This is a genomic window from Streptomyces sp. NPDC053432, assembly GCF_055585365.1.
In genome coordinates, this window is sequence record NZ_JBVJKF010000023.1 from 89801 (window position 1) to 113814 (window position 24014).

The window sequence follows — 24014 nt, forward strand, 5'->3', positions numbered from 1 at the left end:
TGGTGCGGCGCCGGAGCGCCGCACCACCCTGGGCCGAGCGGGCCGTACGGGTCAGGCGATGGAGAAGGTGACCACCGACTGGTAGGTGTCGGCGAACATGAACGGCGGGAGCTGGATCATCCCCGCGCCGCCGACGGCGAACTCGCCACCGGTCAGCTCGTCGCCGCCGGCGCTCTGCGAGGCCACCTTCATCGGGACGTCGGTGATCGCCCCGGGCGCGCCCGCGGTGCAGGTGCTCGGGCTGTCCGGGTTGGTGACGGTGCAGGACGGCTGGATGCCGATCTGCGCCTTCGCCATCGAGTGGCCGGTCGTCGCGTTCAGGAACGGCGTACGGGTCGCCGTCACGTCCCAGCCGAGCGAGCCGCCGCGGAAGTCCTGGACGGTCGCGGCGTTGAACATGCCGACCACCGACTGGGACTTGCCGTTGATGGTGACCGAGCCGAAGCTGACGGCCGGCTGGCCGTCCTTCGGGCCGAGCGCCAGCGGTCCGGGCAGGACCTCCACGTCGACCGGGTTCTTCACGCCGGTCGCCTTCTCGACGAAGACGAACGACTTGGAGGTCGTCGCACCGTCGATCTTGATCGCGTCGGCCTTCTTGGTGACCGTGATGGCGCAGGTGGCGACGCCGGCGGCGTCCGCCGTGCCCGTGCCGGTGTCACCGGTCGCCGCGCCCGCGAGCAGGGCGGAGCAGGTGACGGCGCCGGCCGGGAAGTTGGCGCCGGTGGCGACGACGGCGGTGCCCGCCTCACCGCTGTTGGGCGTCAGCTTCGTGGTGACCGGGTCCTTGGGCAGGGCCTCGACCGCGACCGAGCCGACCGTGGCGCTGGGGCGCGGCTTCGGGGTGCAGACGGTGGTGAAGATCGAGCCACCGAGGTTGGCGTCCGTGACCATCTGGTCGATCTTCACGTCGACGGTCGTGCCCTCGGTGCCGTCCGGGATCTTGATGGTTCCGTCGACCGGTCCCGGGTCGAGGGGGACGCCCGGGGTGACGGTGACCGTCTCGGGCGCTCCGGTCACGGTCTGCGGGGCCCCGTTGACCAGCAGGGCGACCTTGGTGGTGTTCACGGTGGTGACCGCGAACGCCGGGATGAGCGGACTGGTGCCCGGGTCGATCTTGATCGGGACGACGTCCCCGGCCTTGGCGCCGTCCGGGAGGGTGACCGTGAAGTTCTGGTCGCCGGATGCGTCGGCCTGCGGCGCGGGGGCGTCGCACTCCACGAAAACGGCTGTGGTCTTGGTCGCGGCCTGAGCCGTCCCCGCCAGGCCCACGACGCCACCTGTGAGGGCCAGGGACAATGCGCCCGCCCCGGCCAGGACTCTTCGTCGGAACGTTGTACTCACTGGGTCGCGACTCCTTCGTCAGACGAACCCTCCCCCCACCCGCTGTGTGGGAGAGGTCGAGCCGGTGCGGTGGCCGATATTGACTCGTCGTCGCGGTGAGAAGTCAATGACTTCTTTTCGTGTGAAGCGCACAGAAATTGATGGGCCATCAGGGAAGGTCTGATGGCCCGTCGGATACCGACCGGTCGGGGTGCGTCTGCCCGCCTAGCGGTCGGTCGGGGTGTGCAGCAGCAGGTTCGGGGTGGCCGCCGGGAGGCCGGCCAGGCGGTCCGGGACGGCCGAGTGCAGCAGGGCCGCGGTGACCTGGGCCGGGGTCTTGGCCACCCCGGCCGCCAGGACCAGCGCGGCCACGCCCGCCGCGTGCGGGGCGGCCATCGAGGTGCCGGAGGCCCGGGCCGTGGCGGTGCGGGAGCCCTTCCACGCCGAGACGACGGCCACGCCCGGGGCGGCGAGGTCCACGCACGTGCCGTGGCTGGAGAACGGGGCCCACCGGTCGCCGTCGTCGCTGGCGCCGACCGTGAGGACCTCGGGTACGGCGCCGGGCGAGCTGGTGCAGGCGTCCCTGGCGTCGTTCCCGGCGGCCGCGGTGAAGGTGATCCCGGCGGCGACGGCGCGGGCCGCCGCCCTGTCCAGGGCGCGGCTGCGGCTGCCGCCCATGCTCATGTTGGCCACCGCCGGGGTGCCGGGGTGCCTGGCGGCGTCCTTCACCATCCACTCCACGCCCTTGAGCATGCCGGAGAGCCGCCCGGAGCCACGGCAGTTGGCCACCTTCACCGAGACCAGCGACACGCCCTTCGCGACACCGAAGGTCCTGCCGCCCACCGTCCCCGCGACGTGCGTGCCGTGGCCGTTGCAGTCGCCGGAGCGCTCCATGAACACCGCGTTGTAGCCGCTGCGGGCGCGGCCGCCGAACTCCCGGTGGCTCACGTTGATCCCGGTGTCCAGGACGTAGGCGGTGACGCCCCGCCCGTTCGCCGCGTACGTGTACGACCCGTCGAGCGGCAGCTCGCGCTGGTCGATGCGGTCCAGTGACCAGGGCGGTCGCTGCTGGGTGTCGGAGATGCGGAACTCCGCGTCCGGCTCCACCGAGGCCACCCGGGGGTCGGCGGCCAGGGCGGCCGCGCGGGCCGGGGTGGTGCGGACGGCGAAGCCGCTCAGGGCGGCTTCGTAGACGGCGTCGACCTCGTCACCCGCCTCCGCCGCCTCGGCGGCCAGGGCGGCCGCGGCACGGGCGGGCGCGCGGGAGGCGGCGGCGTCGGCGAGGACGACGACGTAGCCGGCGGTGTCATCGGAGTGCGGCGTCGGGGCGGGGGCCGTGGCGGCTCCCGCGAGGAGCGCGGCGGCGGGCAGGAAGGCGGCGAATGGCGTCATGCCGCCGATGCTCGGCCAGCGGCGGCGCGGGCGCGCGGAGGGTGCGCCGACCGGCGGCACGACACGCCGCCGCGGGGGTGGGTGTGCCGCTACCGCGTCAGGGGCCAGCCGCGCATCGAGAAGGTGCCCTCGTCCACGGCGCCGGCGGCGTCGTAGGTGGCCAGGGCGGCGTCGTTGCCGGTGTCCACGCCCACCCACATGCCGTAACAGCCGCGCGCGCGGGCCTCGTCGGCCAGCGCGAGCGTCAGCGCGCGGCCGATGCCGCGGCGGCGGTACCCCTCGTCCACGGACAGCTCGTACAGGCACATCTCGGTGCCCTTGTCGGGGTGGGTCATCTCCATGCCCGAGACCATGCCGGCGGGCACGCCGTCCACGTACGCGATGAGCATCAGATGGCCCGGGGCGGCGAGGAAGCGCTCCGACCACTCGGGGCGGGCCGGTGCGTCGAAGAGGGACTCGGCGGCGGTGAGCTCGGCGGGGCTCGTGGCCCGGCGGATGTCCATGGCGGCCACGATAACGGCGGCGTGACGCATGGCGAGCGGGATTCCCCCGGCGTGGCGCACACGCCCGTCCCGCTCCTCTCCGGCCTCGCACCGCCGACCCCGCCCTTCCGGCCCCGGCCCTCCCACCCCGCCCTTCCGGCCCCGGCCCGGCCGCGCCCGGCTCCCTGGGGAGGCCTACGCGTGGACGGCGAGGGCGGCCGCGTAGGCGGGCGGGGACGGGAGGTCGGTCAGGTGCCAGTCCGGGACGTGCGCGGGGGACGGGCCCGCGCCCACGTACGGCTCGACCAGACCGAGGCCGATCCCGGTGCCGATCCCCTTGAGGCAGGCCTCCTTGCGGGACCACACACGGGCCAGTGCGGCCCGCCGGTCCGCCTCCGGCAGGGCGGTCAGCTCGGCGGTCTCCGCGGGATGCAGGGAGCCCAGTACGTCTGCCACCGCCTGCGCGCCCGGCACCTCCTCGACGTCGACGCCCACCGGCACCGGCGCGAGGGCGACGTACGCGACGTCGCCGCTGTGCGAGAGCGAGAAGTGCACCCCGCCCCCGGCCACCGCCGGACGGCCGTGCGGGCCCCCGCAGCCCGGGCAGTCCTCCCGGACCAGGGCGACCTCCGCGGGGGCCAGCCCCAGCCGGCCGCCGAGCAGCAGACGCAGCCCGATGTGCGAGGCGATGTACCGGTGCCGGTCCGCGGGCCGCAGCTTGCGCCCGGCCTGCAGCAGTTCGCCCGCGTCGAGCACCCGCGCCGCCTCGGCGACCGGGAGCCCGCCGACCACTTCCAGCCGGGTGTCCAGGGACCACACCGCCACCGCGGCGCCCCCGGCGAGCGGGCCGGTCAGGGGTGCGTCGCCGAGCTGCCTCACATAATCGATCACCCGCCCGAGACTAGAGGACGCGGGCGAACGGCTGGCTACTCTTGCCCCCGACCGACCGTTCAGAGGGGGAGCAGCGTGCGCAGTGCAGCCGTCACGGCGGGGGGCGACCGGATCCGGTGGGCCGAACTCCCGGGGGAGGAACCGGCGCGCGTGTACGTGCACGGACTCGGAGCCACCTCTCCCGCCTACTTCGCGGCGAGCGCCGCGCACCCGCTGCTCGCCGGGCGCCGTTCGCTCCTGGTCGACCTGCTGGGCCACGGGCACAGCGACCGGCCCGGGGACTTCGACTACACCCTGGAGGCGCACGCCGACGCCCTGGCCGCCGCCCTCGTCGCGGCGGGCGTGGAAGGCGCCGAGCTGATCGGGCACAGCATGGGCGGAGCCGTCGCCGTCGTGCTCGCCGCCCGCCGTCCCGAACTGGTCTCCCGCCTGCTGCTCGTCGACGCCAACCTGGATCCGACGCCGCCCGTCCCCGGGGCCGGCAGCGGCATCACCGCCTACACCGAGGAGGAGTTCCTCGCCGGCGGATGGGCCGAGGTCCGCGACCGGGTCGGCGCGCACTGGTGGGCCACGATGCGGCTGGCCGACCGCACCGCCCTGCACCGCTCCGCCGTCCACCTCGCCGCGGGCACCGTGCCCACCATGCGGGAGCTGCTGCTCGGCCTGCGGATCCCGCGCGGCTTCCTGCTGCCCGAGGCCGACGGCCCGCTCCCGGGCGCCGGGGCCATGGAGGCGGCCGGCGTCGCCGTGGTGGCCGTCCCCGACTGCGGGCACAACATCATGCTGGACAACCCGGACGCCTTCGCCGAAGCCGCCGCCGCGCTGCTCGCCCGCTAGCGGGCGCTCGCCGGGGTGGCGGCCTGCGGATGCGCGCCCGGCGAGGGAGTGCCGTCCGTCCAGGCGTAGACGCGCTTGCCGCGCACGGCGACCTGGTACTGGCGCTGGTCCCGGCACTCCGACCGCACCTCGGCCCGCAGGTGCTGCGGCCACCAGCGGGCGCCCAGCTCCGGATCCCCGACCCGGTTCGGCGTGCCCGCCGTGCACTGCGGGCCGTCGAGCGGGGTCTTGCCGAGGTCGAAGCGGATCAGGCGGGCGCTCCCGGTGGTGCGCACCCGTATGCGGACGTCCTTGGCGTCCCTGGGTATCCACGAGGGCAGGGCGAAGGCGGCATCGCCCCGGGTCGGGGCCTCGGCCGCGGTGGCGTACCGCTTGCCCTTCTCCTGGTACAGGCGGTCGTCGATCGTGTCGGACAGGGGATTGGGCGGGAGGTTGGGCAGCGCGAAGGCTGCGGTGGCGAGGACTCCCACGGTGGCGGCGGCGATGACGAGCGGGCGTCGGTTCATGCCGTCCAGTCTCGGCGCCGGGGCCCCTGCCGCGCGTCCCTCCCCAGGACGAACCTCTTCACTGCCCCTGGTCCCACAGGGCGTCATACCTGAGGGGGATCCCGATGCCACGCCGGCCCCGGCGCAACGGGCACCCGGATTCCCGGGTCCCGGCCGACCGATAAGCGGTTCCTGACGGATCGTGAAATGTAAAAAAATGGAACCGGTGACTTCCGGATTGCAGCTCGGGAAGGGTGAATTCAAGCGATGCCGGCCGATTCCGTTCCGTGAATGCGTGTCATCTCGTAGGTTTCCGGCACGGCAAGTCCTCCTCCAACCCCCGTTGCCCTGGCGGAAATCCGGGATGGGAGGATAAACATCGCGCCACTTGCCTTCGCGATGGCGGCGGCGATTCCCGTTCTTTGTAGAGGCCACCCAGTGGAACCACAGGAAGGGCAACCGAAAACGATGTACGCACGCCCCGACGAGGTCCGTCACCTGCACACGCTCGGTCCGCACGGCACCAATCTGGAAGCGGCTTCGCACGAATGGCTCAGACGGCGCGGTGTCGACGGGACCGTCGAGCTGCACGCGTCGATCGAGGCCGCGCTGGAGGCCGTACCCGACGACGGGCGCCACGCGCTGACCGCCTGCGCCGTCTACCCGGCCCTGCACACGCTGGTCTTCTCCAACCTGCACCGCCTGCACATGATCGACAGCTTCGTCATGCCGACCCACAACATGGTGCTCGCCAGCAGCGGCACGCGGGTCCCCGCCACCGTCGCCTCCCACCCGGCACCCAAGGGCCTCGTGCCCGCCACCGCCGAGGTCCACGAGGTCCTGAGCAACTCCCAGGCCGCCATCGACTGCGCCGAGGGCCGCGTCGAGGGCTGCATCACCACCATCGTGGCGGCCGAGAAGCGCGGCCTGCGGGTCCTGCGCGACTTCGGCGCCGTCCCGATGGTCTTCACCATCCACCAGGTGCTCGCCGTCGGGCCCGGCACCGCGCTCCAGCTCTCCGCGGGGGCCGCCCGATGACCGCCGCCGGCCGCTTCGCACCCGGCGCCGCTCACGTCCCGGCGGAACTCCTGGCCGAGGCAGACCTGTTGACGCGGACGCTCATCCCCCTGGTCAACCGGTTCCGCACCCGCCAGCAGGACGACGGCACCGTCACCGACCCGACCGCCGCCGACGCCGAGCTGCTGGGCCGGATACGCGACACGGCCGCCGCCTGGTACCGGCGCCGCGGCCTCGGCGGCCAGGCCGACGCGCTCGTCCTGGACGTCGACGCCTGGCTGGCGGCCGGACTCGGCTCCCGCCCCCACTTCGCCCGCTCCCGCGACGCCCTGCGCGCCCCGGCCGACGGCGAACCGGTCTTCTTCCTCGCCCCCGTCCAGAGCACCAACAGCGCCCCGCCCGTGGGCAAGCGCCTCGAATGCTTCCTCGCCCTGCGCAAGGAGCCCGACGCGCTGGCGCGGCTGGCCGGGGACTTCCCGCACCCGAAGAACAACTGCCAGGCCCTCGTGCTCATCACGGGCAGCGAGGGCTTCGCCCGCGGCGCCTGCCTCGTGTTCTTCCCCGAGAACGTGGCGGCGCACGACAAGGTGACCGAGCAGCCGTACGCCATGTTCTTCTTCGGCAAGATGCGGAAGATCCACGAGACGTACGCCCTGCCCGCCGCCGCGGCCGTCCTGACCCCGGAGTCGCTGCCGCGCGCCTCCACCGGCCTCGCCGCCGACGTCTGTTACGAGGCCCGCGCCATCTGGGGCTACCTCCACGACTCGATGCACTACCAGGGCCTGTGGCCGTTCGACGAGAACATCTCCCTGAAGATGAACTGGTTCGTCGGACTCCTGGAGGAGATCAAGGTCGACGCCAAGACCGTGCTGGCCTGCGCCGACAGCGGCCTCGTGCCCTTCGCGGACGAGCAGATCGACATGATCCTGCTCGAACGGGTCTTCCGCTACCCGCAGGCCGACGACGCCACCCGCAACTTCGACTCCGGCACCGGCGTCTTCCTGTACTCCTGGTTCCGCGAGCACGGCGCCCTCCTCGGCTCCCCCGAGGACGGCGCTCTCCTGCGGCTCGACCGCGACCGGGCCCTGGAGGCGCTGCGCACGTACGTGGCCACCATCGAGAAGCTGGAGGCCGAGGTCACCACCGACGACGAGTACCGGACCACCGCGAAGGAACTGGTCCGCCGCCACCTCCCCCAGGGCGAGCCCGGGCAGCGGTACTCCTTCACCGAGGACCAGCGCGTACTGCTCCGGGCCAAGGCCGGCCTGGACCGGCTGCCGCCGCTGGAGTTCGCCCGGGCGGAATGGTGACCCCGGCCGCCCCCGGCCACCCGCCCGGCGGCGGGGGCAGGGGCGGGCGCGCGGTCGTACCGGCCCTCGCGGCCGGGATGGTCCTGCTGCTCTCCGCGGGCTGGCTGCTCTCCGGACACCTGGTCGCCGGGGTGCCGCCGCTCGCGGTGGCCGCCGGGCGCACCGCCACGGCCTTCGTGGCGATCACCCTGTTCGCCGTGCTGACCCCGCGCGGCCGCAGCGGGGTGCGTACCGCCGCCGCCCGGCCCCGCACCGTACTGGCCCTGGCGTTCCTCGGGTTCTTCGCCTACTACACGGGGACCCTGCTCGGAACCCGGTACGTGGGGGCGTCGCGGGTCGGGCTGATCGTCTCGCTGCTGCCGTGCATCACCTTCGTCGTCGGCGTCCTCGCCTTCCGCGAGGCGAACTCGCGGCGCAAGGTGCTGGGTACGGCGCTCGCCGGCTGCGGCGCGGTCGGCTTCCTGCTGGCCGACGGCGCCGCGGCCACCGGGGGCGGCCCCGGGACGGGCGCCCTCCTCTCCGGCGGGCTGCTCGCCTTCGGCGGGACCTTCACGTACGCCTTCTACGGCTACGTCTACCGGCAGCGCATGGCGGACGTACCGGCGCTCGCGGCCCTGCCCGCGGTCACCGGGGCGGGCACGCTCATGCTCGGCCTCACGGCGGTGCTGTTCGTGCCGCTCGGCGGGGTGTCCGCGGCGGACTGGGGCGGGGTGGCCGTGCTCGGCGGGGTCCTCACCGCCCCCGTCTTCCTCATCTCGCACGAGCTGATCCTGCGCAGGGGGCCGCTGTTCACCTCGGCCCTGGGGCTCGCCGTCCCCTTCCTCGTACGGCTCGGCGAGTGGGCCCTGGGCTCGGCCGGCCCGCCGGGTGCGCTGTCCGTACTGCTGATCGCCGCCTCGGCCGCCGGGGTACGGCTCACCGTCGGCGGCGGCCCCGCGCGGAGCCGGGCCACGGCCGCGGAGCCGCCCGCCCCGGCCGCCGCCTCCGATCCCTCCCGCTGTTCCGATCCCTCCTCCTCCGCCGCGGCGGAGACCACCGTGCCAAGGAACCCCTCGTGACCGACTCCCGCCCCACCCTCGTCCTGCTCCACCAGCGCGCCGGCCTGCCCTGGGTCTTCGAGGCCGCCGAGCGCGCCGGCATCGACCTGGTCCTCGTCCCGCGCCCCGACGAGCGCGTGGACCCGGACCGGCTGCCCCCCGCCGTCGTCGAGTTGCTGCCCCTGGACCTGCCGGCGGACCCGGCCGGCGCCCTGGAGGCCCTGCGCAAGCGGCACGAGGCCGCCCCCTTCGACGGCGTCGTCACCCTCTACGACCCCCTCGTGCCCTTCGCCGCGGAGGCGGCCGAGCTCCTCGGGCTGCCCGGCATCGGCGTGGAGGTCGCGCGCAGCGCCCAGGACAAGCGGGTCATGCGCGAGCGCCTCGCCGGGGCCGGGCTGAACGTGCCGCGCTTCGTCCGCCTCGACCCCGCCGACGACCCCGCCGCGACCGTGGAGTCGGCCGGCCTGACCTTCCCGGTCGTGGTCAAGCCCGCGCTCGGCATGTCCAGCCTCGGGGTGACCCGCGCCGACTCCTCGGCCGCCCTCGGCGCGGTGGTCGCGGAGGTCCGCCGGGTGTCGGCCGGCACCGCCGACGGGGGCGCGGGCCTGATCGTCGAGGAGTACCTGGACGGGCCCGAGTACGCCGTCGAGTCGCTGGTGCACGAGGGCCGGGTGCAGGTCCTCTCCATCGGCTACAAGGGCGACCCGCAGGGCCCGTACTTCGAGGAGAGCGTCTACCGGGCGCCCGCCGCGCTGCCCGAGGCCGTCCGGGCCGACGTCGTGCGGGAGGTGACCGCCGCCCACACCGCGCTGGGCGTCTCGTACGGCCCCACCCACACCGAGCTGCGCCTGCGCGGCGGTTCCACCCCGTACCTGCTGGAGATGGGCGCGCGGATCGGCGGCTCCGGCGTCTCCCACTACATCGCCGGACACGTCACCGGCATCGACTTCGCCGGTCAGGCGCTGCGCCTCGCGGCGGGCCTGGAGCCCACCGTCACGGTCCGGGAGGGCCTCGCCGAGGCCGTCGCGGCGGCGGCCAACTACATCGTGCCGTGCGGCGGCCACGGCACGATCACGGCCGTCCACGGGCTCGACGGGGTACGGGCCGATCCGCGGGTCGACCACGTCGTGCAGATGCTCGCCCCGGGCGACGTGGTGCGCCCCTACCCGGACTTCACCGGCTACCCGGCCTTCGTACTGTCCCGGCACGCGGACACCGCCGAGGCGGAGGAGTTCCACGCGCACCTGGAGCGGGCCGTCCGCATCGACTACGCCCCCGCGCCCTCCGAGGGAGCCGCCTCGTGACCGGTCCGCTGGTTCCCCTGGACGACCGTGACGGCACGATCTGGCTGGACGGGCGGTTCGTGCCCTGGCGCGAGGCCCGGCTGCACGTGCTCTCCCACGGCCTGCACTACGGCGGCGCCGTCTTCGAGGGCATCCGGGTCTACGGCGGCCGGATGTTCAAGTCCCCGGAGCACGCCGAGCGGCTGTGCGCCTCGGCCCGGGAGCTGAACTACTCGCTGCCGTTCACGGCGGACGCCCTCGACGCCGCCGCGCGGGAACTCGTACGGCGCGAGGGCATCGTGGACGGCTACGTCCGGCCGGTCGCCTGGCGGGGCAGCGAGCAGATCAGCGTCTCCGGGGCCGGCACCACCGCGCACGTCGCCGTGGCGGCGTGGGAGTGGCCACATGTGTTCTCCTCCGAGGCGGCCGGCCGGGGGATACGGCTGCGGACCTCCACGTGGCGCCGCCCCGACCCGGCGACGGCGCCGGTGCGGGCCAAGGCCGCGTCCCTGTACAACATCTGCACCCTGGCCCGCGACGAGGCCGAGGCGGCGGGCTACGACGACGCCCTGCTCCTCGACCTCCGCGGCCGCCTCGCCGAGGCCACCGGGGCCAACCTCTTCCTGGTGATCGACGGCGCCCTGCACACCCCGACCGCGGACGCCTTCCTCGACGGCATCACCCGGCGGACGGTCATCGCGCTCGCCGGCGAACTCGGCGTCGAGGTGGTCGTGCGCCGGATCGACCCGGCCGAACTCGACCGCGCCGAGGAGGTGTTCCTCACGGGGACGGCGTACGAGGTGCAGCCGGTCAGCGCCGTCGACCACCGCACGTACGCCGTGGGGAAGGTCACCTCGGCCCTGGCGGAGGCGTACGGACGGCTCGTCCGCTCGGGGTGAGGCCGCACCGGCCTCCACTCGGTGGCCGGGCGGTCACGTTGGGTGAGTACATGTCAAATGCACCCACCCGTCGGCAGGTTCTGCCGGTGCGATCAAATGACCGGCCGTTCCGCTTCCGGACCCACCACATGGCCGTGGGTGACGCGCATCCGGGCCTCCCTCCGAATGTTCGTACGGTGCCCATTCTTGATCCCCGGATTGCTCCCTAAGCTCACCCTGCGTGGTCTGAACAGGCGCGCTCCGGCCCCGGCCGGGAGCGCGCCGTAGGGAAGGGGAACGCCCATGCACGGGGGACGCCTGGGGCTGGGACAGGGCACCGCCCTGTACATGGGGGCTGTGCTGGGACCGGGGGTGCTGGCCCTGCCCGCGCTGGCGGCCGCCGCCGCGGGACCCGCCTCGATGATCTCGTGGGCGGTGCTGCTGCTGCTCAGTGTGCCCGTCGCCCTGACGTTCGCCGTCCTGGGCGCCCGGTACCCGGACGGCGGCGGGGTCTCGTCCTTCGTCGCCCGGGCGTTCGGCCCGCGGGCCTCGGCCTGCGTGGGCTGGCTGTTCTACGCCGCGGTCCCGGTGGGGGTCCTGGCCGGCGCGCTGGCCGGGGGCAACTACCTGGCCGTGGTGCTCGGACTGCCGCAGGGCGCCGAGTACGGGGCGGCCGCGCTCATCCTGGCCGTGGCGGTCGCCGCCAACTACGCGGGGCTGCAGGTGTCGGGCCGGCTGCAGCTGGTGCTCGTCGGCCTCCTGGTGCTGCTGCTCGTGAGCGCGACCGCGTTCGCGGTCCCGCACGTCTCCGCGGACCGCTTCACGCCCTTCATGCCGGACGGGTGGCTCTCCGTGGGCTCCGCCGCCCTGGTGCTCTTCTACGCGTTCAGCGGCTGGGAGGCGGCCAGCCACCTCTCCGCCGAGTTCGCCGATCCCGGCCGGCACCTGCCGCGCGCCACGGCCATCACCCTGTCGATCGTCGGAGTGCTCTACCTCGGCCTGTCGTTCGTCACCATCGGCGTGCTCGGCGACAGCGCCCGCACCTCCGCGGTGCCCCTGATGGACCTGCTGGTGACGGGGCTCGGGGACGGCGCCCGCGGGCTGACCGCGGCGGCCGCGCTCTGTCTGAGCCTGGGCGCGGTGAACACCTTCATCGCCGGGGCGGCCCGGCTCGGGGCCGCGCTCGGCCGGGACGGGGCGCTGCCCGGCTGGCTGGCGAAGGGCGGCAGCGCGGGCCAGGTCCCGCGGCGCAGCCTGACCGTGCAGGCCGTGCTCACCGGGGCGTTCACGCTCGTCGCGTGGCTGCTGCCGCTGGCGATCGATCCGCTGATGCGCGCGACGTCGGCGTTCCTGGCGGCGGTCACGGCCGCCGGGATGGCGGCCTCGCTGCGGCTGCTGCGCCGCGGCACGCCGATGTGGTGGGCCGCGCTCGTCGCGACCGTGTTCACCATCGTGGTCATGGCGTTCAGCGGATGGCTGCTGGTCCTGCCGCTGCTGGTGGGCGGCGGCGCGATGCTGTACCTGCGCTCCCGGAACCGGCGTCGGCGCCCGGCGGACGGGCGCCTCGTGCGGACGGGAGCGGGGACGGGGTCGGGCATTCAGGCGGAGGAGGGGGAGCCCGCCGGAGAGGTCGCCGCCGCCGCGACGAGTTCGGCGAGCGCGGCCTCCGGTTCGGAACGCTCGTAGAGATAGAAATGGCCGCCGGGAAATCCGCGGTGCGGCGGCGGATTCGTGGGCGCGCAGCTTTCGTCCCAGCGGAGCCGCTCCTGTTCCGGGAGCGTCGTGTCGTCCGTGCCGTACCAGACCTGATGGGGAATTCCGGTCGGCCCGCCCGGCAGGGCCACGTAGGTGTCCGCCAGATGGAGGTCGTGGCCGAGCAGGGTGACGGCGACCTCCCGGAAATCCGGATCCTCCAGCAGTTCCGGCTGGACGCCGCCGAACGTGCGCAGATCCGCCAGCAGGCTTTCCTCGGTGCGGACCACGAACGGCCGGTCCGGCATCGGTGCGCCTTCCGCCGTGGAAACGGCCGAACGGGAAGCCGAGACGATCACGGTGTGCAGCAGATCGCGCTGCCCGGGCGGAAGCTGCCCGGAGACGTTGTGGGCGAATAGCGCGCCGAGACTGTGCCCTATCACGATGGTGGGGCGGTCGACGATGTCCACGGCATCCTCGGTGAATCGCGCACAGGCCTCCGAGAAATGCGCGGCCGGCCGCTGATCGCCTTCACCCGGCCTGCCTTCCAGTTCGAAGAGGAACGCCTCGCATTCGACCGGGAGCCTTCTGGTCAAGGGCAGGAACGACAGGGCTGATCCGCCTCCGTGATGAAACGCGAGGAGCCGGACCGGAGCGTCGCGCTCCCCTGTCCGGTAGTAACTCCTGGACTTCTCGATACCTGTCATGGGCGCTCCTTTCGTAAAGCGGTCATGACTCTGCCATCGAGCCCGGTGGAGATGTCAAGGGATTCCTTGGGAATGTTTGTGAATTTAACACGCGGCTAAGCTTGCCGCTGGCCGGAAAATGCCTGTGAGGAAACTGTCGTCATTGCGCCACGGGTGGCGATCGTCCAGCTCAACCCCTGTGCGGGAAGATGTCCTGCACTCAAATCGGAAACTCGTCGGAACTTTCGGCCGGAGGTCCTGGGGGAGTGGTCGGAGTGAGCTCGGAGGCGCGGACGGATGCAAGGATGAATTCAGGCAATCACGCTTGACGAATGCTCTCTGACGGGCAGTCAGGTCGACTCGCCCACTCGAATATCGATGGACTGACGCAATCGACCTGTTGTACGGTGAGTCTGCCTTGCACGGAACCCGCCGTCATGCGGCAAATCTTCCGGCATATTGCAACTTCACCGGCATGCATGATCTGTCCTACTTCAGCTGGAAGGATCTCAATGCACCAGGAAGCCCCCACGCGTCGAATTTCTGTCTTTGACACGACACTCCGTGATGGTGAACAGGCACCGGCGAATGCCATGAGTCCGCAGGACAAACTGAGGCTCGCACTCCGGATCGAGGCGCTGGGTGTTGATTCGATTGAAACCGGATTTCCGGCTTCATCGCCCAGCGAGTTCGAAGCGACTCGGCTGATTTCCAAGAATTTGACCACGGCGAAGTTCGTCACCTTCTGCCGCGCGGTGCGCGCCGACATCGAGAAGGCCGTCGAGGCCGGCGGCGTCGACCGGCACGAGGTGCAGGTGATGGCCACGGGAAGCGACCTGCACCTGGTGCACAAGCGCCAGATCACCCGCAAAGAGGCCATCGACGAGGTCGTGGACGCGGTGTCCTTCGCCCGCAGCCTCGGCGTCGCCTCCGTCTCGGTGCCCATCGAGGACGCCAGCCGCGGTGAGCACGACCTGCTCCGGGCGATCACCGTCAGCGCCATCGAAGCGGGCGCCGACTGCTTCGTGATCGGCGACACCTCCGGGTGCATGACGCCCGAGGAGTACGGAGACCTCATAGCCAGGTTCCGCGAATGGGCCCCCTCGCCCGTCCGGATCTCCACCCACTGCCACGACGACTTCGGTCTCGCCCTCGCGAACGCCGTGGCCGGTCTGAAGGCGGGCGCGGACGAGGTCCAGGCGACGCTCGGCGGCATCGGCGAGCGCGCCGGCAACACCGCCCTGGAAGAACTGGCCGCGCTGCTCTCGTACAAGGGCGAACAGCTCGGACTGCGCACCGACATCAGGACCGAGGGCATGTACGAGGCCTACGAGACCCTGCGCGAGATCATCCGGCTGGAGGAGCCGCGGAACAAGGCGATCTTCGGGACATACGCCTTCGGCACCGCCGCCGGCGTCCACCAGCAGGGAGTCCTGCGGAACCCGGCGACGTACGAGTACGTGGAGCCCGCCCGCTTCGGCCGGCAGCGCTCCATCCTGATCGGCCGCCACTCCGGGCGCTCCGTGCTGCGCCACCTGCTCGACGAACTCGGCGTCCAGGTGGACGAGGACCGGCTGACCGAGCTGTACCGCGAGCACGTCGCGGAGCGCGCCGGCGGCGACTGCGAGGAACTGTCCGTGGTCAAGGACCGGCTGGCACGTGAGCTCGGCGCGGTGCCCGTCGCCGCGGAGGTCTGATGGGCCGCCCGCTCACCCTGGCCGAAAAGGTCTGGCAACTGCACCTCGTGAAACCCGCTCCCGAACCCGCTCCCGAACCCGCTCCCGGACCCGCCCCCGGGCCCGGGGCCGCGCCTGACGCCCAGCCCGGCGCCGCGCCCGCAGCCGGGGCCGCAGAGGACGACCTGCTCTACATCGACCTGCACCTGATGCACGAGGTCACCTCGCCGCAGGCGTTCGACGGCCTGCGCCTGACGGGCCGCCCGGTGCGGCGCCCCGACCTGACGCTCGCGGTCGAGGACCACAACGTCCCCACGGACACGACCGAACTGCACGATCCGGTCGGCCGCCTGCAACTGGAGACGCTGCGCCGCAACTGCGCCGAGCACGGCATCCGGCTCCACCGCATGGGCGACGACCAGCAGGGCATCGTCCACGTCATCGCACCCCAGCTGGGCCTGATCCAGCCCGGTATGACCGCCGTCTGCGGGGACAGCCACACCTCCACGCTGGGCGCGTTCGGAGCCCTGGCCTTCGGGATCGGCACCAGCGACGTCGAGCACGTGCTGGCCACCCAGACCCTTTCCCTGTCCCGGCCGCGCACCATGGCCGTGGAGTTCACCGGAACACCGCCCGCCGACGTCACCGCCAAGGACCTGATCCTCGCCCTCATCGCCCGGATCGGCCCCGGCGGCGCCCAGGGCCACGTCCTGGAGTACCGCGGGGAGGGGCTGCGCACCCTCTCCATGGAGGGCCGGATGACGATGTGCAACATGAGCATCGAGGCCGGTGCCCGGGCGGGGATGTTCGCACCCGACGAGGTGACCTTCGACTACCTCGACGGACTGCCGTACGCCCCGGCCGGCGCGGCCCGCGAGGAGGCGCTCGCCCACTGGCGGTCGCTGGCCACGGACCCCGGCGCGGTGTTCGACCGTACCGTCACCATCGACGTCACCGCCCTCTCACCGCAGGTGTCCTGGGGAACCAACCCCGGCCAGACGGTCCCCGTCTCGGGCCGGATCCCCTCGCCCGAGGAGTTCACCGACGAAGCGGAACGCACCGCGGCCCGCCGGGCCCTGCAGTACATGGACCTCACCCCCGGCACCCCCCTCCGCGACATCCCCGTCGACGCCGTGTTCCTCGGCTCGTGCACCAACGGCCGCCTGGAGGACCTGCGGGCCGCGGCCGACGTGCTGCGCGGGCGGGCCCTCGCCGAAGGCGTCCGGATGCTGGTGGTGCCGGGCTCGGCCGAGGTGCGCAGGCTGGCCGAGGCGGAGGAACTGGACCGGGTGTTCAAGTCCGCGGGCGCCGAGTGGCGGATGCCCGGCTGCTCCATGTGCCCGGGGCTCAACCCGGACCGCGCCCAGGGGCGGGAACGGGTCGCCACCACCTCCAACCGGAACTTCGAAGGACGCCTGGGCGGCCGCTCCAGGGTCCACCTCGTCTCCCCGGCCGTCGCCGCCGCGACCGCGGTCGCCGGACGGCTGGCCGCTCCCGGGGACCTGACGGCCACCACCGGGGAGCCCTCATGACATCACCCGCCGGAACACTCAGGCCCCTCGTCCGCCACACCGGCCGGACCGTTCCGCTGCGCCGGAGCAACGTCGACACCGACCAGATCATGCCGGCCGAGTTCTGCAAACGCGTCGCGAAGACGGGCTTCGAGGACGCCGTCTTCCACCGCTGGCGCCAGGAGCCGGACTTCGTCCTCGAACGACCCGAGCGGGCGGGCAGCAGCGTGCTCCTCGCCGGACCCGACTTCGGCACGGGCAGCTCGCGCGAGCACGCCGTCTGGGGGCTGCGCGACTGGGGCTTCACCGCGGTCCTGTCCTCGCGGTTCGGCGACATCTTCCGGCGCAACGCCCTGAAGAACCAGCTCCTCGCCGTCACCCTGCCGGAATCCGCGATGGAGGAGCTCCTCACCGCCTCCGAGCGCGACCCGTCCTTCGAGGTCACCGTCGACGTCGAAGCCCTCCGGGTGACCGCGGGCGGCGGGACCTGGCCCTTCGAGCTGGAGCAGCGCACCCGCTGGCTGCTCCTGAACGGCTACGACGACATCGCCGTCACCCTGCGCAAGGCGGACGCCATCACCGCCTTCGAGTCGGGACGGCCGTACTGGATGCCCTCCCTCAGGACCCCACAGGAGGCGACATGAGCACCACCACCCTTGCCCCGGCCGGCACGCTGCCGCACGGTGCGCGGCGCGTGGGGGCCCTGCCCGCCGGCGCCCTCGCCCAGCTCCTGCACCTCGGCAACGAGCTGGGCGCGCTCGACCTCGCCGGAGGAGTGCCCGGCACCCCGCGGCCGCCGCAGGCCGTCCTGGACGCCGCCGTCCGCCAGCTCCAGCGGGGAGACCAGCAGTACGAGGACACCAGCGGCAACCCCGACCTGCGCGCCCAGCTCGCGCGGAGGCTGCCCCACCCGGTGGACCCGCTGACCGAGCTGACCATCACCACCGGCGCCTCCGAGGCGCTGTCCGTCGCGATGCTCGCCACGATCGACCCGGGCGACGAGGTGGTGCTCCTCGAACCGTTCTACGAGAACTTCCTCGCGGCCCTGGCCCTGGCCGGGGGAGTACCCCGCTTCGTGAAGCTGCGGGCCCCCGACTGGCGCTGGGACCCGAAGGAACTGGAGCAGGCCTTCGGACCCCGTACGAAGGCCGTGGTCGTCAACTCCCCGGCCAATCCCACCGGCCGCACCCTCACCCGGGAGGAGCTGGAGGAACTCGGCTCGCTCTGCGAGAAGTGGAACGTGACGGTCATCTCCGACGAGGTGTACGCCCCCTTCGTCTACGACGGCGCGCGGCACACCTCCGCGGCGCAGATCCCCGCCCTGCGCGAACGCAGCATCGTGATCGGCAGCCTGTCGAAGGCGTACGCGCTCAGCGGCTGGCGCATCGGCCACCTCCAGGCCGCCGCACCGGTCACCGAGCGGCTGCGGGCCGTGCACCTGGCCACCAGCTTCAGCGCCAGCGGGCCGTTCCAGCGGGCCGTCGCCGAGTCCGGCATCCTCCTGGACGCCTCGTGGGACCCGGCCGCCCAACTGGAGGCGCTGCGGGACCGCACGGTCGCCCTGTTCAACGAGGCCGGACTGCCGTGCCGCGCGCCGGAGGGCGGCTGCTACGTCATGGCCGACATCAGCCGGATCACCGAGGAGGACTGCGAGAGCTTCGTCAGAGGGCTGGCCACGCGACGACGCGTGCTGGTCGTACCCGGCCGATGTTTCTTCCGGGACCACACCGCCGATTCCGGACACGTCCGCATCGCCTTCAACAAGAGCCCGGCCGTCCTGGCCGAAGCCGAACGCCGGCTCGCCGACGGCCTGTGACCGCTTCCTCCCGACGAGAGTCCGATATGACTGCATCCCGTTCCGACCTGTTCACCCTGATACGCGACACCGACGGCGCCCTGAGCATCTGGCCCGCGGCGCGCCCGCTGCCCTCCGGCTGGCAGCCGGCGGGATTCGAGGGCACCCGCGAGGCGTGCGTCGCCCACGCCGACACCCTCCCCGGCGAGCCCCCGGTGCCCGCGGCGCTGCCCGGCAGCCCCGGCACCCTCGTGGCCCTGTTCCGCGACACGGTCCGCCGCCACCCCGACCGCCCCGCCGTCAGCGACGACGGGAACCGGCTCAGCTACACGGAGCTCGACGCGCTGTCCGACCGGGTCGCCGCCGCCCTGATCGAACGGGGCGCGGGTCCGGGCGAGCGCGTCGCCTACCACCTGAAGCGCGGCGTCCCCGTCTTCGTCACCCTGCTCGGCATCCTGAAGGCCGGCGCCGCCTACGTGCCGGTCGACACCCGCTACCCGGACGCCCGCCGCGACCTCATGCTGAGCGAGAGCCGGCCCGTCCTGGCCGTCACCGACCCCGGCGGACGCGAGCTGCTCGCGGACAGCGGCACGGACCTGCCCGTGTGGGAGTACGACCTCGGCGACGCGCCCGCGACGCCTGGCGCCCTGCCCGACGTGCACCGGGCGCACGCGGCCAGTGTCCTGTTCACCTCGGGCTCCTCCGGCACCCCCAAGGGCGTCGTCCTGGAGCACGGCAACATCGTCCACTTCGCCACCAACCCGGCGCTGCCCGCCCTCACGCCCGAGGACCGGGTCGGCCACGTGTCGAGCCTTTCCTTCGACGCCTTCCACTTCGAGGCGTGGTTCGCCTTCGCGGGCGGCGCGGAGATCGTCGTCCTGCCGACCATGCCGGACCTGCTCACCGGCGACCTCGGCCGGGAGCTGCGCAGGCGCCGCATCACCGCGATGCTCGTGCCGACCATGGCCTTCAACCACGTGGTGGCCGAGGACCGCGAGGCGTTCGCCTCGCTGCGGGTGCTGCACACGGGCGGCGACGTCGTCCTGCCCGAGGCCTGCCGGCAGCTGCTGAAGAGCTCGTTCTCCGGTGAGCTGTACAACCTCTACGGCCCCACGGAGGGGACGACCGCCTGCTCGGCGCACCACGTCACCGAGGTGTCCGACAGCGGCGACAGCGTGCCCATCGGCCGCGCCCTGGCCGGCACCGCCCTGCACGTGCTGGACGCCGGGCTCGACCCGGTGCCCGCGGGCACGGTCGGCGAACTGCACATCGCGGGCCCCGGCGTGGCCCGCGGCTACCTGGGCCGCCCCGGCCTGACCGCCGAGCGCTTCCTGCCCGATCCGGACGCCCCGGCCGGCCGGATGTACGCCACCGGCGACCTGGTCCGCCTGGACGAGGACGGCACGCTGCGCTACGTCGGGCGCGCCGACGACCAGGTGAAGATCCGCGGCTACCGGGTCGAGCCCCGCGAGGTGGAACGCGTGCTCAGCCACCATCCGCAGCTGCGCGACGTCGCCGTGCTCGCCGCGGGCGCCGGATCCGACCGCCACCTGGTGGCCCTGGTGGTCCCGCACGACGAGCTGTCCATGAAGGACCTGCGCGCCTACGCGCAGGAGGCCCTGCCCGACTTCATGGTCCCCGGCGCGCTCGTCCGGGTCGCGGAGATCCCCGCCAACGACCACGGCAAGCGGGACACCGGCCTCCTGGCGCGGATGGTCGAGGACCACCTGCGCCACCGCGCCGAGCACGTGCCCCCGCGCGACGAGACGGAGGCGTACCTGGCGGAGCTGTGGAGCGAGCTGCTCGCGGTCGAGGAGATCGGCGTCCACGACGACTTCTTCGCGCTCGGCGGCAATTCCCTGCTCGCCTTCCGGATGCAGCGCAGGCTCGTGCGCCAGCTGAAGGTGGAGATCAGCGCGCGGGAGATCCTGGTCACGGGTGAGCTGGGCGCCCTGGCCGGAATCATCCGTGCCAAGCGCGAGGAGCCGGTGAGCGCATGAGCACCGCGGTGAGCATCGACCTGACCGACCCGGACGCCTTCGTCGCGGGCCGCCACTACGACATGCTGGCCTGGCTGCGGGAGCACGACCCCGTGCACTGGCACGCCATGGACGGCGGCGGGTTCTGGGCGGTCACCCGCTACGACGACGTCGCCCGCCTCTACAACGACCACGAGACGCTCAGCTCGGAGGGCGGCCCCATGCTGGGCGGCTCCTTCCGCAGCCAGGCCGACCCGTCCGCGGGCCGGATGCTGGTGGCCTCCGACCCGCCCCGCCAGCGGCACATCCGCCAGGTGGTGCACCGTGCCTTCACCCAGCGCATCCTGCAGCGGGTGGCCCGCCAGGTCACCGAACTGGTACGGGCGGCCGTCGAGCGCGCCCGGGCCGACGGGGGCTGCGACTTCGCCACCGACATCGCGCCGGAGCTGCCGGCCGGCGCCGTCATGGCGATGATGGGCGTCTCGCACGGCGAGGCGCGGGAGCTGATCGACCTGACCCGCAAGATGATCGGCTTCCGTGATCCGGTCTACGTCGACACCACCGACGACGAGCGGCTGCGGCTCGCGGTGATCCAGGCGGACATCTTCGAGTTCTTCGCGGAGATCGTCCGGGAGCGCCGCCGCAACCCCGGGGACGACCTCGTCAGCTTCCTGATCGAGGCCGAGCGCAACGGACGTCCCTGGCCCGAGGAGGACATCCTCTACAACTGCATGAACGTCGCCGTCGGCGGCAACGAGACGTCCTCCTACACGGCCTGCTCCGGACTGCTGGCCCTGCACGAGCACCCCGACCAGCTCGCACTGCTCAGGGCGCGGCCGGACCTGATGGACAGCGCCGTCAACGAGATCCTGCGCTGGAGCTCCACCAACGCGTACGTGATGCGGGTGGCCACCGCCGACCAGTGGATCGGCGACCGCCAGGTGCGCGCGGGCGACTCCGTCACCCTGTGGAACGTCTCGGCCAACCGGGACGCGGCACAGTTCGACGACCCGGACTCCTTCCTCGTCGACCGGACGCCCAACCGGCACCTGTCCTACGGGGTGGGCATCCACCGGTGCATCGGCGCGATGGTGGCGCATACCGAACTGGGCATCCTCTTCCGGGAGATGACCGACCCGCGGCTCGGCATCGAGCTGTCCGGCCCGGTCCGGCGGCTGCGCTCCAACTTCATCCAGGGCATCACCCGCATGCCCATCACCCTGAAGTGAACCCCACGGCCGAGCCGTGAAGCGGTGGGGCGGGACGCGCCGCGGCGCGTCCCGCCCCGACACCACGAACCAGGAGAGTGTCGCTGACATGTCCGAACGCTGGACACCCGCGGAGCGGACCGGCCACCTCGGGACGTCGATCTTCACCGAGATGACCCGGCTCGCCGAGCGCACCGGTTCCATCAACCTCGGTCAGGGCGTCCCGGAGCTGCCGAGCTCCCCGGACATCCTGCGCCACGCGGCGCGGGCCGTCGAGGCGGGCCGCAACCAGTACCCGCCGGCCACCGGCCTGCCCGAGCTGAAGGAGGCCGTGGCCGCCCACCGGCTCGCCCACACCGGGGTCGGGTACCGGCCCGGGGACGAGGTCCTGATCACGACGGGCGCCACCGAGGCCGTCGCCGCGGCCCTGCTCGCCTTCTGCGACCCGGGCGACGAGGTGCTCACCTTCGACCCCTGCTACGACGCCTACCCGGCCGGAGCACGGATGGCGGGCGCCCGGGTGGTCGCCGCCGCACTCGCCGTCACGGAGCACGGGTTCGAGCTGGACCCCGGCGCCCTGCGCGCGGCGGTCGGCCCGCGCACCCGCGTCCTGCTGCTCAATTCCCCGCACAACCCGACGGGCAAGGTCTTCACCCGGCACGAGCTGGAGACGATCGCCGTGCTCTGCCGGGAGCACGATCTGACGGTCGTCACCGACGAGGTGTACGAGCACCTGGTGTACGACGGCCGCCGCCACCTCTCGATCGCCTCGCTGCCCGGGATGCGCGAGCGCACCCTGGTGATCTCCTCGGCCGGCAAGTCCCTCAACGTCACCGGCTGGAAGATCGGCTGGGCCTGCGGCCCGGCGCACCTCGTCGCCGCGGTGGCCTCGACCAAGCAGTTCCTGACGTACGCCTCCGGCACCCCCTTCCAGGTGGCGGTGGCGGCGATGCTGGACTCCGGGACGCGGTGGGTCGAGGGGCTGCGCGACGAACTGCAGGCGAACCGCGACCTGTTGACGCTCGGCCTGCGCAAGGCGGGGCTCGTGGCGTTCCCGGGGGAGGGCGGCTACTTCGTCCAGGTCGACGTACGTCCGTGGGGTTACGACGACGGCACGGCCTTCTGCCGCGAACTCCCGGAACGGGCCGGGGTGGTGGCCGTGCCCACGAGCGCCTTCCAGCAGAACGCGGACGCGCCCCGCTGGCTGGCCCGTTTCGGCTTCTGCAAGGGGCGCGAGGTCCTGGAGGAGGCGGCGCAGAGGCTGGCCTCGGCGGCCCGCTGACCGGCGTCAGCGGGCGGCGCGGTGGGCCCGGCGTCCGCGGCCGGCGCGGTGATCGGGCGTCCGCGGCCGGCGCGGTGATCGGGCGTCCGCGGCCGGCGCGGTGGCCCGGCGTCAGCCGTCCAGGCCGGATTCCCCGGCGGCGCGGGCCTGCCGTCCCCGGCGCCCGCGCACGCCGGCGCGCTTCGGCGTCGCGTCCGGCAGCGCGGAGATCAGCGGTGGGGAGGAATGCCGGAAGATCACGATCGTTCGGAAGCCCACGATCTCGCGCCGCTGGCTGAGCCGGTCCATCAGGAAGGCGTGCAGGGCCTCGTTGTTCTGGACCGCGACGTGGATGAGGAAGTCGTCGCTGCCCGCGACAACGAAGACGCCGAGGACCTCGGGGAGTTTGCCGACCGACTCCTCGAACGCGCTGATCACCGCGCGGTTGAGGGGGCGGACCTGCGCGGCCACGAAGGCCTGGTAGTCCCGGTTCAGCGCGGCGAGGTCCAGTTCGGCGCGGTAGCCGGTGATGACGCCCTGCTCCTCCAGGAGCCTGACGCGTTCGAGCGAGGTCGACGGCGCGACCCCGACCCGGCGGGCCAACTCCCGGTTGGACTGCCGTGCGTTCAGTTGCAGATTCCTGATGATCGCCGCATCAAGTTCGTCCATGGACCGCATTGTGCCAGTCGGGCAGTCAAACGTTCGGCAGTTCCCCGAACCTGGCATCCATCGGTCTAGCATCGAGCCGGAACGCACACAGAATGATTCCTTGTGAGGTGCATGGCCGTGCAAACGAAGGTTGCTCTCGTCCTCCGGGAGGACTTGCCCGTGGCGCACGCGGTGAACGCTTCGGCGGTGCTCGCACTCTCCCTCGGCGGCCGGATCGGCGACTCCCTCGGCCGGGACGGCGAGGACGCCTCCGGGCGGACCCACGCCGGGCTGAACGTCCACCCGATCCCCGTCCTGTCGGCGTCCGAGGAGGCGCTCGGGGCCCTGCTCGAACGGGCCTCCGCGGCCGACGACGTGCAGGTGGTCTCCCTCAACGAGACCGCCCGCCGGTCCCGTGACTACGAGGACTACCTGACGGAGCTGAAGGCCGTGCCCGCGGACGCGCTCGAGTACCTCGGCGTGATCGTCCACGGCCCGCGGAACAAGGTGTCGAGGCTGACCCGCCACCTGCCCCTGCTGGGAGCGGTGCCGGCAGCCGTGTGACCCCCTCGACGCTGCGCCCGCGGCACCGTCCCCCGCACGCGGGCGCAGCCACCTCCCCCCGC

22 protein-coding genes are annotated in these 24014 nt (G+C 72.9%); 15 read left to right on the forward strand and 7 right to left on the reverse strand.

Going from position 1 to position 24014, the window contains the following annotated elements; genetic code table 11:
* Nucleotides 1-51: 51 nt before the first annotated feature.
* The 4 genes from ACZ6Y1_RS30395 to ACZ6Y1_RS30410 form a co-directional block, all read right to left on the reverse strand.
* Nucleotides 52-1341: a hypothetical protein gene (locus ACZ6Y1_RS30395; RefSeq protein WP_469637022.1), complete on the reverse strand. Its 1290-nt coding sequence runs from the start codon at nucleotides 1339-1341 to the stop codon at nucleotides 52-54.
* Nucleotides 1342-1545: 204 nt separating this feature from the next.
* Complete coding sequence (locus ACZ6Y1_RS30400) at nucleotides 1546-2712, reverse strand: S8 family peptidase (protein WP_469637024.1); 1167 nt, start codon at nucleotides 2710-2712, stop codon at nucleotides 1546-1548.
* A gap of 89 nt (nucleotides 2713-2801) precedes the next feature.
* Entirely contained in the window at nucleotides 2802-3245 is a 444-nt protein-coding gene (locus ACZ6Y1_RS30405; protein WP_469637027.1) for a GNAT family N-acetyltransferase, read from the reverse strand.
* 144 nt (nucleotides 3246-3389) lie between these two features.
* Nucleotides 3390-4085 (reverse strand): 4'-phosphopantetheinyl transferase family protein, encoded by a 696-nt coding sequence (locus ACZ6Y1_RS30410; RefSeq protein ID WP_469637030.1) that lies wholly within the window; start codon nucleotides 4083-4085, stop codon nucleotides 3390-3392.
* Nucleotides 4086-4160: 75 nt separating this feature from the next.
* Between ACZ6Y1_RS30410 and ACZ6Y1_RS30415 the strand changes: the two genes are divergently transcribed.
* Nucleotides 4161-4922: an alpha/beta fold hydrolase gene (locus ACZ6Y1_RS30415; RefSeq protein ID WP_469637034.1), complete on the forward strand. Its 762-nt coding sequence runs from the start codon at nucleotides 4161-4163 to the stop codon at nucleotides 4920-4922.
* Here the strand turns inward: ACZ6Y1_RS30415 and ACZ6Y1_RS30420 are convergent.
* Complete coding sequence (locus ACZ6Y1_RS30420) at nucleotides 4919-5428, reverse strand: hypothetical protein (protein WP_469637037.1); 510 nt, start codon at nucleotides 5426-5428, stop codon at nucleotides 4919-4921. The two genes, ACZ6Y1_RS30415 and ACZ6Y1_RS30420, sit on opposite strands and share 4 nt — an antisense overlap.
* Nucleotides 5429-5875: 447 nt before the next feature.
* Here ACZ6Y1_RS30420 and ACZ6Y1_RS30425 point away from each other — a divergent pair, with 447 nt between their 5' ends.
* The 6 genes from ACZ6Y1_RS30425 (at nucleotide 5876) to ACZ6Y1_RS30450 (ending at nucleotide 12618) form a co-directional block, all read left to right on the forward strand.
* Entirely contained in the window at nucleotides 5876-6445 is a 570-nt protein-coding gene (locus tag ACZ6Y1_RS30425; protein ID WP_469637041.1) for a type 2 periplasmic-binding domain-containing protein, read from the forward strand.
* Nucleotides 6442-7734, forward strand: coding sequence for a DUF6421 family protein (locus ACZ6Y1_RS30430; RefSeq protein ID WP_469637044.1), 1293 nt, complete (start codon nucleotides 6442-6444; stop codon nucleotides 7732-7734). The genes ACZ6Y1_RS30425 and ACZ6Y1_RS30430 overlap by 4 nt, the downstream gene beginning before the upstream one ends.
* The gene (locus tag ACZ6Y1_RS30435) at nucleotides 7728-8792 is read left to right on the forward strand and encodes a DMT family transporter (RefSeq protein WP_469637047.1); all 1065 of its coding nucleotides are present in this window, start codon (nucleotides 7728-7730) and stop codon (nucleotides 8790-8792) included. The genes ACZ6Y1_RS30430 and ACZ6Y1_RS30435 overlap by 7 nt, the downstream gene beginning before the upstream one ends.
* Nucleotides 8789-10075, forward strand: coding sequence for an ATP-grasp domain-containing protein (locus ACZ6Y1_RS30440; RefSeq protein ID WP_469637050.1), 1287 nt, complete (start codon nucleotides 8789-8791; stop codon nucleotides 10073-10075). Before ACZ6Y1_RS30435 ends, ACZ6Y1_RS30440 begins: the two co-directional genes overlap by 4 nt.
* The gene (locus ACZ6Y1_RS30445) at nucleotides 10072-10953 is read left to right on the forward strand and encodes a branched-chain amino acid aminotransferase (RefSeq protein WP_469637053.1); all 882 of its coding nucleotides are present in this window, start codon (nucleotides 10072-10074) and stop codon (nucleotides 10951-10953) included. Before ACZ6Y1_RS30440 ends, ACZ6Y1_RS30445 begins: the two co-directional genes overlap by 4 nt.
* 282 nt (nucleotides 10954-11235) lie before the next feature.
* Entirely contained in the window at nucleotides 11236-12618 is a 1383-nt protein-coding gene (locus tag ACZ6Y1_RS30450) for an APC family permease (protein ID WP_469637056.1), read from the forward strand.
* Here the strand turns inward: ACZ6Y1_RS30450 and ACZ6Y1_RS30455 are convergent.
* Entirely contained in the window at nucleotides 12531-13331 is an 801-nt protein-coding gene (locus ACZ6Y1_RS30455; RefSeq protein ID WP_469637059.1) for a thioesterase II family protein, read from the reverse strand. The genes ACZ6Y1_RS30450 and ACZ6Y1_RS30455 overlap by 88 nt on opposite strands.
* 491 nt (nucleotides 13332-13822) lie before the next feature.
* On the opposite strand from ACZ6Y1_RS30455, the gene ACZ6Y1_RS30460 reads away from it, so the two are divergent.
* From ACZ6Y1_RS30460 to ACZ6Y1_RS30490, 7 genes are all read left to right on the forward strand, one after another.
* The gene (locus ACZ6Y1_RS30460; RefSeq protein ID WP_469637063.1) at nucleotides 13823-15007 is read left to right on the forward strand and encodes a LeuA family protein; all 1185 of its coding nucleotides are present in this window, start codon (nucleotides 13823-13825) and stop codon (nucleotides 15005-15007) included.
* The gene (gene leuC / locus ACZ6Y1_RS30465) at nucleotides 15007-16518 is read left to right on the forward strand and encodes a 3-isopropylmalate dehydratase large subunit (RefSeq protein WP_469637065.1); all 1512 of its coding nucleotides are present in this window, start codon (nucleotides 15007-15009) and stop codon (nucleotides 16516-16518) included. The genes ACZ6Y1_RS30460 and leuC overlap by 1 nt, the downstream gene beginning before the upstream one ends.
* The gene (gene leuD, locus ACZ6Y1_RS30470; protein ID WP_469637068.1) at nucleotides 16515-17141 is read left to right on the forward strand and encodes a 3-isopropylmalate dehydratase small subunit; all 627 of its coding nucleotides are present in this window, start codon (nucleotides 16515-16517) and stop codon (nucleotides 17139-17141) included. The genes leuC and leuD overlap by 4 nt, the downstream gene beginning before the upstream one ends.
* Nucleotides 17138-18313: a pyridoxal phosphate-dependent aminotransferase gene (locus ACZ6Y1_RS30475; RefSeq protein ID WP_469637073.1), complete on the forward strand. Its 1176-nt coding sequence runs from the start codon at nucleotides 17138-17140 to the stop codon at nucleotides 18311-18313. The genes leuD and ACZ6Y1_RS30475 overlap by 4 nt, the downstream gene beginning before the upstream one ends.
* A gap of 26 nt (nucleotides 18314-18339) precedes the next feature.
* Nucleotides 18340-20292 (forward strand): amino acid adenylation domain-containing protein, encoded by a 1953-nt coding sequence (locus ACZ6Y1_RS30480; protein WP_469637076.1) that lies wholly within the window; start codon nucleotides 18340-18342, stop codon nucleotides 20290-20292.
* Nucleotides 20289-21500, forward strand: a complete 1212-nt coding sequence (locus ACZ6Y1_RS30485) for a cytochrome P450 (RefSeq protein ID WP_469637079.1) — start codon at nucleotides 20289-20291, stop codon at nucleotides 21498-21500. The genes ACZ6Y1_RS30480 and ACZ6Y1_RS30485 overlap by 4 nt, the downstream gene beginning before the upstream one ends.
* Nucleotides 21501-21588: 88 nt before the next feature.
* Nucleotides 21589-22761: an aminotransferase class I/II-fold pyridoxal phosphate-dependent enzyme gene (locus ACZ6Y1_RS30490; RefSeq protein ID WP_469637082.1), complete on the forward strand. Its 1173-nt coding sequence runs from the start codon at nucleotides 21589-21591 to the stop codon at nucleotides 22759-22761.
* Nucleotides 22762-22872: 111 nt separating this feature from the next.
* Here ACZ6Y1_RS30490 and ACZ6Y1_RS30495 read toward each other — a convergent pair whose 3' ends face one another.
* Entirely contained in the window at nucleotides 22873-23409 is a 537-nt protein-coding gene (locus ACZ6Y1_RS30495; RefSeq protein WP_469637085.1) for an Lrp/AsnC family transcriptional regulator, read from the reverse strand.
* A 111-nt stretch (nucleotides 23410-23520) separates the two neighbouring features.
* Between ACZ6Y1_RS30495 and ACZ6Y1_RS30500 the strand changes: the two genes are divergently transcribed.
* Nucleotides 23521-23952: a DUF2000 domain-containing protein gene (locus tag ACZ6Y1_RS30500; RefSeq protein ID WP_469637088.1), complete on the forward strand. Its 432-nt coding sequence runs from the start codon at nucleotides 23521-23523 to the stop codon at nucleotides 23950-23952.
* The last annotated feature ends 62 nt before the right edge of the window (nucleotides 23953-24014 follow it).